This is a genomic window from Paenibacillus sp. V4I5, from assembly GCF_030817255.1.
Classification (GTDB): domain Bacteria; phylum Bacillota; class Bacilli; order Paenibacillales; family NBRC-103111; genus Paenibacillus_E.
Genome location: NZ_JAUSZB010000002.1, coordinates 3,955,789 through 3,974,461, shown reverse-complemented (window position 1 = coordinate 3,974,461; position 18,673 = coordinate 3,955,789). Strand labels below are relative to the sequence as shown.

The 18,673-nt window shown below is 48.5% G+C and carries 13 protein-coding genes; all 13 read left to right on the top strand.

All coding sequences use genetic code 11. The features are described from left to right. The first annotated feature begins 113 nt into the window (after nt 1–113). The 13 genes from QFZ78_RS19905 to QFZ78_RS19845 all read left to right on the top strand — a co-directional run bounded on the left by QFZ78_RS19905 (nt 114) and on the right by QFZ78_RS19845 (nt 18,655). The gene (locus QFZ78_RS19905; RefSeq protein WP_307550189.1) at nt 114–1,847 is read left to right on the top strand and encodes a phage tail sheath family protein; all 1,734 of its coding nucleotides are present in this window, start codon (nt 114–116) and stop codon (nt 1,845–1,847) included. A gap of 42 nt (nt 1,848–1,889) precedes the next feature. Further along, on the top strand, nt 1,890–2,324 hold the full coding sequence (locus QFZ78_RS19900) for a phage tail protein (RefSeq protein ID WP_057304094.1): 435 nt from the start codon (nt 1,890–1,892) through the stop codon (nt 2,322–2,324). A gap of 123 nt (nt 2,325–2,447) precedes the next feature. Then, entirely contained in the window at nt 2,448–2,825 is a 378-nt protein-coding gene (locus QFZ78_RS19895; protein WP_057304095.1) for a hypothetical protein, read from the top strand. Beyond that, nucleotides 2,822–3,025 (top strand): DUF6760 family protein, encoded by a 204-nt coding sequence (locus tag QFZ78_RS19890; RefSeq protein WP_079410461.1) that lies wholly within the window; start codon nt 2,822–2,824, stop codon nt 3,023–3,025. The genes QFZ78_RS19895 and QFZ78_RS19890 overlap by 4 nt, the downstream gene beginning before the upstream one ends. Nucleotides 3,026–3,032: 7 nt before the next feature. After that, entirely contained in the window at nt 3,033–3,488 is a 456-nt protein-coding gene (locus QFZ78_RS19885; RefSeq protein ID WP_171642337.1) for a phage tail protein, read from the top strand. 23 nt (nt 3,489–3,511) lie between these two features. Then, nucleotides 3,512–7,915, top strand: a complete 4,404-nt coding sequence (locus tag QFZ78_RS19880; RefSeq protein WP_307550187.1) for a hypothetical protein — start codon at nt 3,512–3,514, stop codon at nt 7,913–7,915. Nucleotides 7,916–7,978: 63 nt separating this feature from the next. Next, nucleotides 7,979–8,605 (top strand): CIS tube protein, encoded by a 627-nt coding sequence (locus QFZ78_RS19875; protein ID WP_307550186.1) that lies wholly within the window; start codon nt 7,979–7,981, stop codon nt 8,603–8,605. Between the two features lie 4 nt (nt 8,606–8,609). Further along, complete coding sequence (locus QFZ78_RS19870) at nt 8,610–9,698, top strand: phage late control D family protein (protein WP_307550185.1); 1,089 nt, start codon at nt 8,610–8,612, stop codon at nt 9,696–9,698. Next, on the top strand, nt 9,698–10,423 hold the full coding sequence (locus QFZ78_RS19865; protein WP_307550184.1) for a phage baseplate assembly protein V: 726 nt from the start codon (nt 9,698–9,700) through the stop codon (nt 10,421–10,423). Before QFZ78_RS19870 ends, QFZ78_RS19865 begins: the two co-directional genes overlap by 1 nt. Nucleotides 10,424–10,441: 18 nt before the next feature. Continuing rightward, a complete protein-coding gene (locus QFZ78_RS19860; protein WP_307550182.1) occupies nt 10,442–10,843 on the top strand; it encodes a GPW/gp25 family protein in 402 nt (133 codons plus the stop codon). A 53-nt stretch (nt 10,844–10,896) separates the two neighbouring features. After that, complete coding sequence (locus QFZ78_RS19855; protein WP_307550181.1) at nt 10,897–13,971, top strand: baseplate J/gp47 family protein; 3,075 nt, start codon at nt 10,897–10,899, stop codon at nt 13,969–13,971. Nucleotides 13,972–14,273: 302 nt separating this feature from the next. Further along, entirely contained in the window at nt 14,274–16,508 is a 2,235-nt protein-coding gene (locus QFZ78_RS19850) for a putative baseplate assembly protein (protein WP_307550180.1), read from the top strand. A 29-nt stretch (nt 16,509–16,537) separates the two neighbouring features. Continuing rightward, nucleotides 16,538–18,655: a phage tail protein gene (locus QFZ78_RS19845; RefSeq protein ID WP_307550178.1), complete on the top strand. Its 2,118-nt coding sequence runs from the start codon at nt 16,538–16,540 to the stop codon at nt 18,653–18,655. Nucleotides 18,656–18,673: the final 18 nt, after the last annotated feature.

The following is an 18,673-nucleotide window of genomic DNA, read 5'->3' as shown; positions in this document are numbered from 1 at the left end:
AATGGACACGTCCATCTTCTATACAAAAATGACAAGCAGAAAGGAGAGAACTGGTTTCATGTCTGTGGCCGTATTGATTTGCAAGAAGTGCCATCTGACTGAACTGGGGAACAATGGCTGACTATTTATCACCTGGAGTCTATGTGGAAGAGTTTGACAGCGGGGCGCAACCGCTTGAAGGTGCAAGCACAAGTACGGCCGGGTTTATAGGGCTTGCGCAAAGAGGGGAAATTGAAGGTGTCCCTCAACTGGTTACGAGCGTAGCTGATTTCCATCGTTTATTCGGCAGTTACTTGTCCGAGAATGAATTCGGTGAGTATCGTTTCCTTTCTTATGCAGTTGAGCATTTCTATTTAAATGGAGGTTCTCGCTGTTATGTCATGCGCGTAGCGCCAACTGACGCTAAGGTAGCAACGAACAAAGCGGCAACGAACAAAGAATCCGCGATTCTGGAGATTGCTTCCAAGAACCCAGGGACATGGGGGAACCAAGTTCGTATCGTGGTTGTTCCGTCCAGTAAAGCTAAGACGCAAATCTATGAAGTGCTGAGCGAGACCCAATATCGCGTGAAAAATAATGCTGGCTTTAATGTCGGCGATGTAGTTGCCTTCGAAGCCGCTGGCCAGAAGCAGTACAACAAAGTCGTTTCTTCCCAAGACAACATTATTGAGCTTGCTGAAGCGCTTGATGGGGATGTTGTGGATAGCGGTCTGCTTCCATCCAAAGTGTTAACAACTAGCGAATTCACGTTGCATGTATTTTACGGCGATGAAGCAGAGACTTATGAGAAAGTGTCCCTAAACATCTCTGCGGCGAACCACATTGAGAAAATTGTTTCCCGTTCGAACATCATTACGGTGAAAGATTTGACAGATGGTAAGGATCTGGGTGCTGTTGCTCCTTTCGAAGTGCTCTCTGGTGAGAATGAGACGGTGGGCAAATTCCAGATCGCATTGTCTGGCGGAAGCAACGGTTCCATCGCGCAAGTGACTCCTGATATCTTCATGGGTGTAGATCGTGGACCTGGTAAACGTACAGGTATCCAGTCTTTCATCGACAACGATGTTGTGAGCATCATCGCGATTCCGGGTGTAACTGAGCCTACGGTTCAATTATCTCTCGTAGCGCATTGCGAAAACCTGGGCAGCCGTTTTGCCGTTCTCGACATTCCGCGTGAGAAGACAAAAGTAGCCGATGTGATGACGCACCGTAACATCTTTGACAGCAGTTACGCAGCGATGTACAATCCTTGGCTTCAAGTGTTCGATCCATTAGACAAAAGAAATATATACATACCGCCATCTGGCTCTGTTATTGGTATCTACTCCCGTTCCGACCAAACGCGTGGTGTTCAAAAAGCGCCTGCTAATGAAGTCGTTCGTGGCGCAGTGGGTCTTGATTGCCAATATAACAAGGGCGAGCAAGATATCCTGAACCCACAAGGCGTAAACTTGATTCGTGCTTTTGCCGGACAAGGTATTCGTGTATGGGGTGCTCGTACAACGTCGTCGAACGGTTTATGGAAATATGTGAACGTGAGACGTTTGTTCATCTTCATTGAAGAGTCCATCAAGAACGGCACGAACTGGGTCGTATTCGAACCGAATGATGAACAGCTTTGGGCTCGTGTACAACGAACCATTGATGCGTTCTTAACTCGTGTCTGGAGAGACGGTGCCTTAATGGGCGGAAGTCCTTCCGAGGCGTTCTATATCAACATCGGACGCAGCACAATGACGCAGGATGATATCGACAACGGTCGATTGATCTGTGTGATCGGGGTTGCTCCGGTCAAACCTGCCGAGTTTGTAATCTTCCGCATTACTCAGAAAACAAGAGAAGAATAGTCGAAACGTTAGATATTTCTCATATTAGGAAAGGGGTATTATATGGCTGGCGAACGTAGGGATCCATACCGCAATTTTAGATTTAGAATTGAAGTAGAAGGTATTCAGCAAGCTGGTTTCAGCGAAATCTCTGGATTTGACGCATCCTTGTCGGTAATTGAATACCGCGAAGGAAACGAAACCATTACGCCTCGGAAGCTTCCGGGACTTGCTAAATACGGCAACATCTCACTAAAGTGGGGTGTTACTGACTCCATGGACATGTATAACTGGATGTCTGAGTCGATTCAGGGGAAAGTTTCCCGCAAAACGGTCACGATCATCGCAATCAACGAAGAAGGCGCAGACGTAGCGACTTGGCAGGTTATTGAAGCATGGCCGTCCAAGTACTCTGCTCCAAGCTTCAAAGGTACAGGCAATGAAATTGCCATTGAGAGCCTAGAGCTTGCCCACGAAGGCATGACACGCACGAAGTAATGCAGCGCTAGAGTAGGCGCCGGAGCACGAAGTCTCCGGCTCCTAACTCTTCTTTTTTTCAGGCGCTAAGCTAGTTTGCTTACGCAGTAAGTTTTCTTTGATAATGCTAAGAGGGGTAACATCATGGCTTTCAAAACGGAATATGAGTTCGAGTTGCCTAGAGGATATGTGGATGACAACGGTACGCTGCACAAGAGAGGCGTTATGCGGTTAGCAACAGCTGCAGATGAAATCCTACCCATGCGTGACCAGCGCGTCCAGCAAAATCCGGGCTATTTAACGATTATCCTACTTACACGAGTGATTACCAATCTTGGTGATTTGCGTGCAATAGATACCCGAGTGGTAGAGAAGTTCTTCACGGCCGATCTCGCGTTCCTACAAAACTTTTATCGTCAAATCAATGAAATGGAAGTGCCGAGAGTACACACAAGCTGTCCGAAATGTGAGCATGAGTTTGATGTGGACGTGTCTTTTTTGGACGAGATGGCGGGGGCATAACGGGTTATCCCATTGACAAGATCTATGAGGAAGCGGGCTTTATTGCTTACTACTTTCATTGGACGCATGATGAAATCATGTCAATGGAGCACCGGGAGCGCCGAACGTGGTGTGAGGAAATATCCCGCATCAACCGCAATCTGAATGACGATGGTAAAAAGCAGCCTGACAATCCGTTTGATGTGTTCGGTAAGAGGTGAGTAACAAGTGAAACAGTCCAAAAACGAGTCCAAATTGCATAACGTAGGCGGCGCATTCCGGTTCGAGGTAGAGCTTGACGGACTCATTGTCGGCGGTTTTTCTGAAGTAACAGGCATGAAGTCTGAAACGGAAGTTAAGCCCTTGTGGGAAGGCGGCGTGAATACGCACCCCCACTATATGATCGAACATACGAAGTATCCCAATATTGTGCTAAAAAGAGGCATCACCACTTCCAGCGAGCTCTGGGAATGGTACAATGGTGTCGCCCAAGGCAAAATAAAGCGTAAAAATGGCTCCATTATTCTACATAATCAAGCAGGCACGGAGATGTGCCGATGGAATTTTTTTAGTGCTTTTCCGGTGAAATGGAACGGACCTGATTTGAATGCCAGCAGCGGTAATGTAGCTATCGAGTCGATCGAGCTGGTACATGCCGGTTTGAAAACTATTTTCAAAAAATAAGTGTGCTCTTAGGGGGATTGTTTATGAAATCTCGACAATCGCATATACCCCGAGTGAAGAGAACCAAGGGCATATTGCAGATTTCTGCCGCTAGCAGTAGCTCTGCGGGACGTGCAGCCATGCAGTCCAAACAGTTTGCATCTGGCATTATGGGCAAATACGGATTTTGGCGTAATAACTATTTAGGTTTGTTAGCTCTTATTTTTAAACAAAAAGGAATTCTCACGGATAAGGAATTATCAGCCTTAACGGATACGAATGACCAGTCTTGGGTTATCCAGCTGCAACTGCAGCTGCAAAGCTTGCAGCATCCTGAATCCGCACCGCTTATTACGAAAAAGCAAACGATTCGTCAGCTACAGCAGCTGATTGCGAATAGTGGTTACAGGCTTCCTTCAAAGACGACTGTTGATCATTTGTCGAGCCAAACGTCTGTACAATCGTCTCACCAACAGATGCAAGTGCTTGCTGACAAGCAAAGCAAGAAAAAAGGACGAAAAAGCAAAAAGAATGCGGAACTATCCGTAAATCAATTGAATCATCAAGCTGCTGCTCATGAGATTTTGGGTGAGAAGCAGGCGATGCCGCCAAAGAAATCAATTTCATTTAACTACGTTAACAAAGGGAATTCACCGTTAATTCAGCGCTCTATTCGGCAGATTTCGGCTTCAATTGGGATGCTTTCACATGCCCAAATCAGTAACCCGAATCAACACGCGCAATCGGTGAATGGACCTCAACATACGAAATTACATACACAGCGCTCAAACGTGCATAGAGCTGCACCTAAGAATAATCATGTGCAAGTAGTCAAACATGTGGATGCTATCCGGCATACATCGCAATGGATAGAGCAGTTCCAAGAGGGGAAGCCAAGCATTGGTTTGCCTGATGCCAAGGTAGATCATTCTGCTATTGCTCCTTCTGTGGTATCTACATTTGGGATGGAGCCTTCTTACCTGCATGCGGCCAAGCTTTATTTAAATGGTGTGGACCAAACACAAACACTGCAGCAGGGAATACAAAGACTTCCGCAGTTATTGCCAAAGCTTGGTGAGGGGCCCTTCTCGAAATCGGAAGCACCTGCTTCTGTACATTTTATTAGAAGCTTACTTGTCAAAAATATGGCTAATGTCAGTGATGAGGAGAATGTTTCGCCAACTGCCCTATTGTCGCCTATAGGTGAATGGAAGAGCGATGGGAAACTAAATCGCAAGGGAGAAGCTTCAACGGCTAGAGGTTTTCTCGCTGCTAGTCAGCAACCATTAGCTATTAATGCGGCGCGATTGACTTCAACTTTGCCTTTTGCTATGCATGCTTCCATATCAAGGGGAGCCCAGCAAAGTGTGCAACAGGTTTGGCATAAACGGAATGAACAGGTAGAAGGTTTTGGACAAGAGCGACTAACAGCTCAAGTGGTGCATCAAGATGATGCTTTGACTTCGGTGCAAAAACGAGCTCAGGATCAAATACAGAATCAACCGAATCAAGTACAGGATCAGGTACCGAATCGAAATCAAGATCAAGTACTGATTCATGTGCCGCAAGACGAGCATACACACCAACCAGTGCAGCTAGAGATTAACTCTTCTGCCGGTCAAAAGCTTGATATGGGGACTGGGCAGCAGCCGATTTCGGAAGCAACCTCATATGAAAATTGGAAAACTCGTTCAAGCTCGCGTGAAGGTAACAAGAGAAATCGGGGCTCCTCCATGATGGAACGCCTCATCAAGCTAGTTACTAAGCAAGTGACTGAGCAAGGTATTGAAGCATCTCCATATGTAGAGGCTGCTTATCCTTCCCAGATACATAGAAAACCTAGTGTGATGGACAATGGACTAGAATCTGTTGTGAAAATTCAAAGCAACGAGAAATTGCTAAAGCAGCTGGTCCAACGACAAAAACAAAGACAAAATTCTTCTAATGATTCATTTGTTGGGAGTATACATACAGTTCCACAAAATAAATTACAGGTGATCTCCGATCATCTAACCATGACTACTCATATTCCGCGGATTATGCGCAGGGAGAATATTGTGCAAAGTAAAGCTGATAATCCCCTAGCCATCGCAAGATCGGTTGCGAATCCGAATGTGGAATTGATGATGCAGTCACGCTCTGAGGCATTGCTACTACAACCAAATAGGAGTACAAGAGCAGTTGTCAAAGCACAAAGGAAAGAGGGTAGTAAACAACTATCTTTCAACTCTAGCTCCAATAGAGTGACACTCCAACCAGGAATTCCTCGTGAGGGATACCTGGCCAGTCTGCAAGCCAGTTCATTTTTGCGTGATTCACAGCGTGTTTTACGAACGGCTTCGAAACCTGAAGAACAAGATGAAACAAGCTTGAAAATAGGCCGAAATATCCCAACATCTGCGAGGTCGGCGATACTTAGGGACCAAACATCAGATGCGCTGGGTGCTATGAAGCCGCTTGAGGGATATCGAGCTAGCATGCAAGCCAGCTCGCGTATACAGCTGCAAGAGGTAGGGCGTGTATTTCGTAAAGTGGCAGGAACCGAAACAAATAGTGAGTTGAGCAAGCAACAACATGTGTTACAACAAGAAGATAGATCAGCTGCTGCACGAAGCGTACTACCTTCTCAAACTTTAGCTATTGAACTAGCTGCGAAAATGGCCAAATCCAGTGTCATGAAAATAGGAACAAGCCTGAACTTGGCAGCAGAAGTTAAAAGGAACGCTGGTTCTGAGAATCGACTTGATGGTTTTCAAACTAGCCGACAAGCTAGACCTGGATCTCCTAAGCCGGAGGCTCGACGGATTTTTCTTACGCCAGTTGAGTCAGCAGGTTCGAGACAGTTAGAAGAGAGCAGACAACAACGTGCAAGGATGAACGAAGACAGATTTGGGACTAAGTCGCAGGGTGTCATCCCCTCCTCCCAAAGTTTAGCTTCTGAGATAGCTACAAAAGTAGTTGAAAACAGTTTGAAAAAGATTGGTCCTAGTCTTACAGTGGATGCAGATCAAATAGGCGTACAGCGCAGCTTCTCCCGTAATACTGAGCTATCAGAGTCAGCTTCCGTTCGTGCCATTTGGAGGCAAGCTGAAAAAGGGGCGATAGGTGAGACAGCACCGAATATAGAGGCAGTAAGTGGAACCAACCGAGAAAGAGCCAGTGAAAAGGTTGGTAACACAGCTAGCAGCAAACTTAGGAATGACAGTACAAGTAATGAAGTAGTAAACCACCCACTGGAACTTGTTAGAGGCACTATAAATCAGGCACCCGTGGACATGGTAAGAAGAACAGGCGGGCCGACGGGAATCGATCGAGTAAGAGAACAGCAAGCAGTGATACAAAGAAAAATCGATACCGAGGTAATGACATCAATTCGGCCAGAGATTGGCGGGGCTAGACAATCGATGACTCAAACTGGGACGGGTGAAGCAATGACCCGACAGGTGAAGAGTCGAACAAGTCAAGGAGAAGCCGGGCAACCAGCAGATATTCGCACGGGTGCAAGAAAAACCAGTCTAACGATGGATTATCGAGCAGTAAGCGAAGGGATGGCTGGGCAAACGACGAGTCAGACCGGCCAAGCAGTTTGGCGCAGGGCGCAAGTCGAGCATGTTCAGAGACAAGTTATTGTCGATAACAGCGAGCGCGAGCTGCAGGCAGGGAATGGTTCGGAGAATCGACTGGAAGCCGGCGGCTTCCAGTCAGATTCAACGGAGCGAACCATTCGGGCTAGAGTGAGTGCGCTGGAAGAGGAGCGCGCTCAGGGGGTTGAGCTTGCTGCCGCTTCGCTAGCAGCAGGTAATGCCGGCGGCGCGCGTGCTGCGCGTGCGCCGATAGCTCGCCAGCCCGTGAGCATGACACCGCGTGTCATGCCGCTGCTGGCGAGCAGCGCAGGAGCGCTTCGCGCTGCTCCTGCGGGTCTCACCCAGGCGGCTGCCATCGGCAGCGCCGCCTGGGCAACTACAGCTGGCGCTCAGCGCAGCGCCAGCATGACCCACAGCAGCAGCGTAAGCTTGGCTGCTGCTGCAAACAAGCCGCTGCCCACGCAGGTGCAGCGGCAGGCTCTAGCCGGCGGCGTGCCGAGCGTCGGCGCTCCAAACCAAAGCGCGCCGATGAACAGCGGCACGCCAAACGCGAGGCAAGATTACTTAGCCTCGCAGCAGCAACAGCAACCCACGCTGGAGCATAAGCAAACTCCAGCCGCAGAGATCAGCAGCGCGCTAGCGGAAACGCCGCTGGAGATGGACTGGCTGCGCACTAAAGCAAGCGCAGACGAAGCACCAACCCCAGCTGCGCCGGTTCCTCAGACGGCGCCGGAGCTAAGTGCCGAGCAGCTGCAGGAGCTGATGAAACAGCTCCCGCAGCTGGACATAGCCAAAATTGCGGACAAAGTTTACCGCGAAATTGAGAAAAAGATGAAGTTCGAGCGGCAGCGTCGAGGCATCTAATTATTTTCATCATGAATCGTTAATAACGTTAAGTATAGATAAAAGCAGAAAGGACAGACACCTATGGCACTCAAGAAAGCAATGATTATCGTTCACAAGGGAAGCAAAACAGAAAATGTTCAAGTGATGTTCAATCCGGGTGAGTATACCCTGGACACGAATAACAGCTATTCTTGGAAAACAGTGCCGGGTCTGTCCATGCCCATCGCTCAATTCGTTAGCGGAGGGACAACGACGCTGTCCATGGATTTTTTCTTTGATACTTATGAGAAAGGGACGGACGTCCGTCTGCTTACGAAGAAAATCTCAGGCCTCTTGGATGTCGAGAAGGAGATTCATGCACCGCCGCTTTGCCGGTTTGTATGGGGTTCTCTGGACTTCAAGGGAGTAGTTGTGGCGGTTAATCAGCACTTCACGATGTTTCTGGAAACCGGAGTTCCGGTTCGTGCCAAGCTGAAAGTGACCTTTAAATCTACGCTGAGCAAGAAAGACCAGCTTAAGCAGATACCTCGCCATTCGGCCGACAGGACGAAGCTGAAGATGCTGAATCAAGGGGAACAGCTTTGGATGATTGCAGCAACTGAATATGAGGATCCAACCTTATGGCGGGAAATCGCCAAAGCCAACCAGATTGATAATCCAATGAAAGTCGCAACGGGACGCCGCATTTCAGTTCCGAGGCTGGATTAAGCCGATGCCCTTAGAATTAGAAACAAGCTCCTTTCCCTATGACGACTTGGCCAAAAAGTACAAAGATTTTTATGCGCCTTCCTATCTAATTAGCGTAGATGGAACGAAAATATCGGACACGATCGCCATTGATATTCTTCGCGTTGAAACGTCTATCGATGGAACCGCAGACTCCTTTTCATTTCGGATTGCGAATGCGTACGATATTACAAATAATGAGTTCCAGTGGCTGTCTACGTTCTCTTTAGGCAAAGCCATTGAGATCAGTTTAGGGTATGTAGACAAAATGACCGCTGTATTTTCGGGACATATTACATCCGTTGTTGTTGATTTCCCGGAAGAGGGTGCTCCTGGCCTCGTCGTGCGGGGGATGGACATATCTTATCTCATGATGAAAGGTGCCAAATCTCGTTCGTGGAATAAGAAGAAATATAGTGATGTTGTTGAGGAAATCGCCAAAACGTATGGCTTCAAAACACATATTGATGCAACGACGACGGAATTTCCTGCGCTTTCGCAGAGTCAGATTAATGACTATCACTTTATTCAAAATTTAGCTAACTTGGTTAACTATGATTTCTTTGTTGTGGGGAAGAATTTATATTTCCGTAAGCCGCTCACGGCGATGACAGCAGTGATGACGCTGGAAATGGGAAAAACGCTCCGCAGTCTAATGATTGATATGAACTTAGCCGAGCAAATTACGGGTGTAACCGTTCGTGCCTGGGATAATAAAGAGCTGAAAGTAATTGAAGGTAAATCGGCCAGCGTTACGAAGCTCGGTTCCAACAGCAAGACAGGCAAGGATATCTTGGCATCTAAAGGTGATTTCATCGAGCATATGTATACGAATGTGTCCTCTGTGGAAGAAGCGAAAAGCTATGCAAATGCGATTCTGAATCGCCGGGCCATGAAGTTGATTAGCGGTAACGGGGAATGTATCGGGATTCCTGAAATTCGCGCCGGGCGCTATATCAAACTCAGTGGTGTTGGGAAAACATTCGACCAGACTTACTATATTACCGGGGCTATACACATTTTTGACGATGAAGGCTATACAACTCGGTTTCAGCTGGGGGGAAATGCGGTCTAATGTTCAAAACTCCCGATATTACGATAGGTGGCGTGTCCGATTTTGCCAGTCAGAAATTTGGTGGCGTTATGGTTGCCATTGTAACGAATAATACCGATCCTGATAAAATGGGGCGAGTGAAGCTCAAGCTGTCCATGCAGGAAACAGAGACCGAAACGGACTGGGTTCGCATCGCGACGTTAATGGGCGGCAATAATATGGGCAGTCTTTTTATCCCGGAAGTGAATGATGAGGTTTTAGTTGCTTTCCATCTGGGAGAACTCCGCCAGCCCTACGTCATAGGAATGCTGTGGAATCCGAAGAATAAGCCGCCTGCGCCCGCGGAGAAAAATGATCTGCGCATGATTAAAACACGCTCTGGCCATGAATTATCGTTCAATGATAAAAGCGGTGATGAGAGCATTACGATTAAGACGAAAAAGGGCCAAATTATTGAATTGAAGGATAAAGATGATAGTATTTCGATCGCGGATTCAAGTGGGAATAACAAGATTTTGATCAAAGGCGGATCTGCGAATGAAATTTCGGTTGTCAGCCAAACTTCGAAGATCACCTTGAACGCCAAAGGCGAGGTCAGTATGGAGAGCACGAAGGAAATCAAAATCAAATCCACCCAAATTAGCATAGAAGCTTCTGCCACGATGGCTCTGAAGGCTGGGGCAACACTGGATCTGAAGTCCGACGGCATCATTAATATTAAAGGCAGTATGGTCAAAATCAATTAACGAGAGGAGCGTGGCGAGGTGTCGGAGGCATTTTTGGGACGAGGCTGGAAATTCCCCATTCAGGTCGATCCTGCAACAGGTCGAATCCGCATGTCTGAGTATGAGGAAGACATCGCCGAAGCGATCCGCGTTATTCTGGGGACCACACAAGGGGAGCGGGTTATGCGCCCGAGTTTTGGATGCGGAGTTCAGGAATTTATTTTCGGATTAACGGACGATACAACGCTTCATTTGCTTCAAAGCAATATTCAAGAAGCCATTCGGAACTGGGAACCTAGGGTTCACGAAGTTGATGTACAAGCCATTCCGGAAGCAGATGACCCTGCTAAGGTGATGATTCATATTTCTTATTTGGTACGTACGACGAATAACTTATTTAACCAAGTCTATCCGTTTTATTTATTTGAAGGATCGAAATAGAGAGAGGCTGGCTGCGGAAGCGATGACGACACGTACAGAGAGGAGGTGGAGCTGTGCAACCTCCCAAAATTGATTCTAGAGATTTACTCGATTTGATCGCGCAAATGAAGGAAATGGCACCATACTATACGCCCGAGTGGCGGTTTACGCCTGACAATCCGGACCCGGGTTCTGCGTTGTTCTTGATGTTTGCTGATATGTTTCATGACAATATCAAACGGTTGAACCGAGTGCCCACGAAAAATTTGATATCGTTCCTCAATATGTTCGATGTTACGCTGCTTCCAGCACGTCCTGCCCGAAGTTACTTGACGTTTGCGCTGAACGAGGGTACGAAGGAATCCGTGTTCATCTCGGCAGGCACACAAGTTGCCGCTGCAGCAGAGGAAGGCAGCATCCTGTATGAGACCGCTCGTAGCGCGTTATTGACTCCTGCGCTGCTTACGGATGTGTACATGACGAGCCGGAAACAGGATATGATTATTCGTGTATCCGATGAGTTCGTCACGGCATCCCGGCAAGGATACGCAGCGCCGACGGCGCTTTTCCGTTTGCAGGATGGCGACAATTTACAGGAGCATGCCATTTATTTGGAGCACAGCTCTCTTTTCACCGTGTATAATACGGCACGTATCGAAATCGAATTCCGTAACTCGAAGCGGCGTTTTGATGAACTTTCGATGTCCAGCCAACTAGCGGATTCCGAGCTAACCGAGTGGCTGTATGCCACAGAGGAAGGCTGGAGGGCTTTTGACCACGTAGAGGCTAGAGGTAATAGGGTTATTTTATTGAAAGCAGTCGCGGGTGAGATAGCACTCCAAGCAGTGAACGGGGCATCCGGACGCTGGATACAATGCCGTTTAATGCCGCTCGTAAGCGGAGGTAAAACGCTGGCTGACAGCAGGATGTCCATGGACCATATTTCATTTAAAACCGATTATGTCGATACACTGGAAACAGGTGGCGTTCGGCCTGATCAGATGTTTTACAATGATATTGGCGCGGACCCATCGGGGTTTTATCCGTTTGGTGATCAGTTTGCACTTTATGGTTCTTTTTACATCGGAAGTCAGGAAGTATTTTCGAAAAAAGACGGCGATATTAAGCTGGGCTTTGGGCTGCAAGCGATTCAGAATCGGTTTCAGCCGGAGCTGACGGAACAAGTCGATTGGAAAATGGTGATGAAAAAATCCAAGTTCGATAAGCCGCCAGTTACTCACGTCACCGTTCTGGAGGTTGCTTGGGAGTATTGGAATGGAGCAACTTGGTTACGGCTGGATGTGGGGAAGGAAGCAGAGAAGCTGTTTTATTATCCGCAGGAGCAGAAGGTACGCAAAGAAATTCACTTTCGCTGTCCGGATGATCTAGAAGCGACATATGTGAACGGCAACGAAAACCGCTGGATCCGAGCGAGGATTTTACATATTGAGAATGCATATGTGGCACAAGCGATCTATCTTTCACCTTGGGTGGATGATGTATCCTTAACCTATCAGTATGAAGATCGTCTGTATCCAGCCGAACGTTGCTTAGCTCTGAATAATACGGTGTTTGAGGATCGGACTCGGCATAGCCGTCAGTTGGAGGGCGGATTTGAGCTCTTTCAACCATTGGAGGGCCGTCATCCTGCCTTGCATCTTTCTTTTGATACACCGCCTGTAAAAGGCCCGATAGCGATGTTCGTCTCAGTGAAACAACAGCGGTTCTCGGAGCAGGACATGCCATTACTAGAATGGGAGTATTTGCGAGCTAGTTTGATGCCGGGAAGTCTTCCCGAATGGGCTGCACTCAAAGTTATTGATGATACGAACGGTTTGACCCAGAGCGGTACCGTGCAATTCGTAGGTCCATCTGATTTTACTGGAGCGTCATTGTTTGGCAAAGAAGGCTACTGGATTCGTGCTGTTAATCGTGATGATAAATATGATGATAGTTCCGGTCGGATACAAATTCCTACCATTCAGGGTCTGTACATGAATACGGTTCAAGTGCTTCAGCAGGAGACGATTATCGGGGAAATTCCCGATTCCAAAGGGCTTGAAGAAACGGAATACCAGCTCAGCAGAAGCGGGATTGTCTCCGAAGAGGTATGGGTGGATGAGACGGAGTTTGTGACAGAAGAGGAAATCGCTGAGTACGAACGTACGGGAGTGCCTCTTATGGAAATAAGTCGAGATTCCGAAGGAAACTTACTTCAACTTTGGGTTCGTTGGACAGCGGTTCGCCAGATGGCGGATTCCGGCAACCGGGATCGTCATTATATGATCGATCGTACGTTTGGACGCATTCGTGTAGGCGATGGTATCCATGGCATGCGACCGCCAAAGGGTGGGCTGGAGCAGCTGAAGGTAACTTACCAAGTTACGTCCGGACAAATCGGAAACGTAGGGGCTCGGCAAATTAACCAGATGCAGGACTCTATTGCGTTTGTCGGTGAGGTTTTTAACCCAGAACCAGCGTCAGGCGGCTGCCAAGCTGAAAAGCTGGAGTCGGCCTTGCAGCGCGGTCCAGAATTGCTGAAGCATCGGGACCGGGCAGTATCGTCCAAAGATTACGAGTGGCTGGCGCGTGAGGCTTATCCGAACATTGCCAAAGTCACTTGCATCCCGAATCGGAACGCCTATATGCACAAAGAAATCGGGGCTATGACTTTAGTGGTACTGCCAAAAGAAGGGCAGAAGGGAAGCTCCGCGTTTCCAGAGCTGAAGAAGCAGGTGGAGAGGTATATTCTACAACGGGCTTCCAGCCTGATTGCTTTCCCGGAACGATTGCAAGTGATTGAGCCGGTCTATATGGAAATTTCCGTTTCGGCGATCGTGGCCGTTGAGGGAATGGAGGCTGTAGTAGCTACCGAAATTCAGGCGATTGAGAAGCTGAACCGTTTCCTCGATCCGCTAACCGGCAATTTCGACGGCAAAGGCTGGCAAATCGGCCAGCAAATCCACCCCTCCGTGTTCTACGCGTTGTTGAAATCAATTCGAGTGATCAGTCATGTAGAGAAGCTTTACATGACCGTATACAAGATTGAGGACGGCGAGCGTACGGAACTTGACGTGAACCGCCTTCCGGCGCTCCCGCACGGGATCATTGTGAGCGGTAAGCACAAGGTTGTTGTGAACGCGTTGTAGTGAGGAGAGACTCCGTACCCTTACTCCCACCAGCATCAAGTGAGTTAGTCTTGTTGATGAGGGGTTTTCGGCAAATAAGAGTCTTTAAAGACTGCTATTTTTGTTTTTAACCTAGATTTGCTGTAATAGAAGCCTCTAGAGACTCTTATTTCAGCAATATCATATAAAAAGATGGGATTTAACAGAAATAAGGGTCCTTAGAGACTGCTAATCAGTAGCTCCAACGGAAAATAGCGATAATAGGAGCCTTTAGAGACTTCTATTTGGTGGGGGTTAGTAATAATCGAAGGAGGTGAGCACAAGTGCTGCCAATACCTAATTTGGATGATCGTATGTTTGAACAGATGGTGCTGGAGGCTCGGAAGTCGATACCGAAGCTTTTTCCGGAGTGGACGGATGAGAATGAACATGACCCGGGGATTACGCTGCTGGAATTGATGTCATGGATGACGGAGATGCAGCAGTATTACTTAAACCGGGTGACGGAGCGCAGTGAGCGGAAGTTTCTGAAACTGCTTGGGATTAGCCCTCGTGAAGCTGTATCCGCGGTTTGTGAGGTGGCGTTTGCTGGATTACAGCAGCAGCTTGTGCTCCCCAAGGGGACACCGCTACAAGCGATGGACCAGCTGTTCGAGACACTAGACACGGTGAATCTTGTACCTTCCGAGCTTGAAAAAGTGCTGGTCCGTACGGAAACGGCGGCTGGTGATTTTACATCCAATAATCATGCTAAGATTGCTTATTATGCTTTTGGACCTGAAGCGCGTAAGGGCGCGCATTTGTATCTCGGTTTCGATAGAGCGCTGCCTGAGCAAACGGAGATATCAATCTTTTTTAAGTTATTTGACCGCTATCCGGTAACCGTGGGTAACCGTGAAGATGGGACAACGCCGATGATTTCTTCTGCAAAGGTGGCTTGGACGTTCGCGGGGGCTGAGCAGCAGAGGCAAAGCGAAAGCTGGCTGCCGATCGAGCAGATAAGCGACTCAACGGTTCATCTGTCGCAGAGCGGCGAGCTCCGTTTTCGGATCACGTCGGAGATGAAGCCGATTGCTCTTTACCCTGCGGATGATCGCAGCCGGTTCTGGATTTGCTGTACACTCGAGGAGGACGGCTATGAGCTGTCTCCGAAGATTGAGAAGGTTAGCCTCAATGCGGTGAAAGCGGCTGAGCAGGAAACCTTCAGCGAAGTTACTGCTTTCAACAGCTCTGGAGAGCCTGATCAGAGCTTCGAGGTAAGCTCGTACCTCGCTTACAACGGCTTGCACACTGTGCAGGTGCAGGACGAGCAAGGGCACTGGCGCGACTGGCACATCGTCGCGGAGCTTGAGGATTGCGAGCCGGATGATCTCTGCTGCCAGCTGCAGCAGGACTCGGCTCTTCGCATCACCCGTCTGCGCTTTGGCGACGGGGTGAACGGGAGTATCCCGCCTCAGGGTCCGCAGCGGGTACGGCTCATTGCCTATACGGCCGAGTTCGACTATGGCCGTTTTGTCGGGGGCAGCAGAGGTCTGCCCGGGCAGACCTTTGAAATCAGCCGTGGCCGGATGTATAAGCCCAGCAGCATGCTGCTGCAGGTTGGCTATCGGCCACGTGGAGAGACTGACGTCGTTTGGGACGACTGGCAGTCCGTGGATGACTTCGATAATTCGAAGTCCACGGACAGGCATTACGTCTACGACGCTGCGGCAGGGACGATCCGCTTCGGCAATAACGAAGCGGGTCTCACTCCGCCCAAGTCCGTGGAACCGAACATTCGGTTCCTGGCGCTGCAAGCGGGCGGGGGTGTGCGAGGCAACGTGAAGGATGGCCTCGTGACCGGCTTCACGAATACCAAAGGCGTGCGTGTGACGAATCCGTTCCCGGCGCGAGGCGGCCTCGAAGCGGAGACGCTCACGCAGGCGAAGCTTCGCGTGCGGCGTGAGCTCGACACGCCGACGCGGGCCGTGACTGGCGAGGACTACGAGGCGATCACGAAGGCGACGCCGGGTCTGCGTGTCGCGCGTGTGAAGGCAATCCCGTTATACAAGCTAGGCATGCGGGATTATCCGAAGGTCAAAGCGCCCGCTCAGATGACCGTCGTGGTCGTGCCTTACAGCGAGAGCGATAAGCCGAAAGCAGGCAAGGGTTTCTTGCAAACGATCAAGCAGCATCTAGATCGGCATCGTCTTTTGACCACAGAACTACATGTAATTCCCGCCGAATATATTAAAATAACGGTTCACGCTGTTGTGGTGATGGAGCCCAAGCACAAAGATGAACAGCGCCGAATTATGCAAGAGCTCAGACTATTACTACAGCCGATGGATCATGGGCAAGGCTCGGAAGGCTGGCGTTTTGGCCGGACTGTCTATAAAGGCGATATTTATGGCGTTATTTCACGGATTAAAGGGGTTGTCTATGTGCAGGACATTTGGATAGATGCCGAGGGCACAGGCTTCCACAAGGATGGCGCTGGCGACATTCATATTCCGCCTTATGCCTTGGTCTATTCCGGTGATCATGAAGTGGAAACCATTAGCCAGACGGATTTATAATCCTTATTTAGGAAAAGAGGTGTCGAACGATGCAGGATGGACAAACGTTTTTCTCACTTAACAAACCGCTTGACTGGGAACAGGGATATGAAGCCAATATTCATATGCAGAGCGAAGGATTTTCGATTCAACAGACGGAAAAATACAGCATTCATCGCATCGTTCGCACAGATGAGTTGGAAGGCATTCATCCTATTCAAGAGATAACGGTTGGGCCAGGTCGGAAGCTATTTTTGCTAGACGAGGCTTCGAATGTATGGATTTATGATGATGAAAGTCGTCATCGGGAGTCGTTATTTCGCCAGGGTCATCAGTTGTTTAGCCAACAAGCGATGCTGGCTTCTATGTCAGATCTTTTGGTGATAGCAGATGCCCACGTTGAAAGCGAGAGAAGACTTGCGGTTTATTCGATTTCCAATGGACAGACCATGTGGGCTATCCATGATTGGGAGGGGCTTGAATTATTCCCTCTCGCGGTTAATACGAGATTAACAACGGCGAATTGTCTTTACGTGGCGGTCCCTTTGGACATTGCGATTGGTATGAATGGAAGTCCCGAAGTCCCTAAGGGCGGCCGGATTGGCATTATACAGTGGAACGCGGCAGGCGAAGTGGTACATGTGTATGAGCATGAAATACACCGTCTGGAAGAAGCGGCTGAAATTACTGCACTTCGAGGGCGTTATTACACCGCTGCTGCGGGTGGTACATTAGTTCTATTGGATGCACTGCTCAGAACGGTAACGGTATTCCATGAAGATGGTAGGGAGCCGTTTCATTTTAAGCTGGAGCAGGAAGGGCGCTTTGCCGGTATTTCCATTGATACGAATCATAATATCTATATAGGGGACAGCGGATACGCACAGCAAGAAGGAGTAACGGAGCGGTTTATTCTAAAGTTTCGTGGAAATGGTGAGCAGTTTGATAAAGTGACTAGCTTTCGAGGGCGAACGGATAAATTGCTGCACGATGGGCGCAACCGGTTGTATGTCTTTGATCGGATAAGTGGTCAGATTAGCCTGCTTGATCTTCGTGCACGTACGATGCTGCTGGAGGGGACTCAGCTTCCGGAGGCCATCTATTTCTCGGCTGAGCTGGATACAACAGAGACGGAGACACAGTGGCATAAGATTCGTTTAGATGCCGATATTCCGGAGGAAACGCAGGTTCGTTTTTCCTATTTTACATCAGATGAAAGTGAAGGATTCATTGATGGCGAATACGTAAATTATACGGGCTATTTGACGGATCCAGGCATTTCGATTCGAGATAAGCTGGCTGCGACGCGTGACTTATGGTCGGAGTCCATTCTGAATCCGAAGGATGCTCTTCTGATGAATGCCAGAGGCCGTTATCTATGGTTCAAAATCGAGCTGGTAGGCAGCGAGCAAAAATCACCTTACATCCGAAAGCTTCGGGTCTACTTCCCGAGAACGTCACTGATTGCCTATTTGCCGCCGATTTACCAACAGGACGAGGATCATAGCCCTTTTCTGGAAAGATTTCTAGCGATGTTCAGCACGTTCTTTGACGATATGGAGGATAAAATAGACCGTATTTCCTCTCATTTCGATCCGGATGCGGTATCCGGCACTTATCTGGAATGGTTAGGTCGCTGGCTGGCTATCACGGATCATGAGGCATGGGGCGAGACGAAGCTAAGATTGCTGATCAAACAGGCCCCTGAGCTTTACAAATTGCGGGGAACTCGCGAGGGCTTGATGAACATGCTTAAGATTTACACAGGGTCTGAACCGTTTTTGCTGGAATATTTTCAGTTTAAACAAATGCAGGAGACGTCGGAGCTGCGCCAGCTTTTTGCCCAGTTATATGGGGATAATCCTTATTGCTTCTGCATCATGTTGAAGCCTGAATTCGTACAGACAGATGCACAACGGCTAACGATCGAGCAAATCATCGAAGACCAAAAACCAGCCTATACCGAAGGCAAATTAATTGTTCTACAACCGTGGATGTACGCGGACATGCATACCTATCTGGGCATAAATACTTACTTATCAGAGCCAACCTTGTTAACACTCGATCAGCGTTCGTCGATGCCTTACAATACGGTTCTGATTGACGTAGATCGCGATAAACGAATGGACATACATACGCGCTTGGAATTGGATTCCGAAATCGAATAAATGAAATGAGCCTTGGAA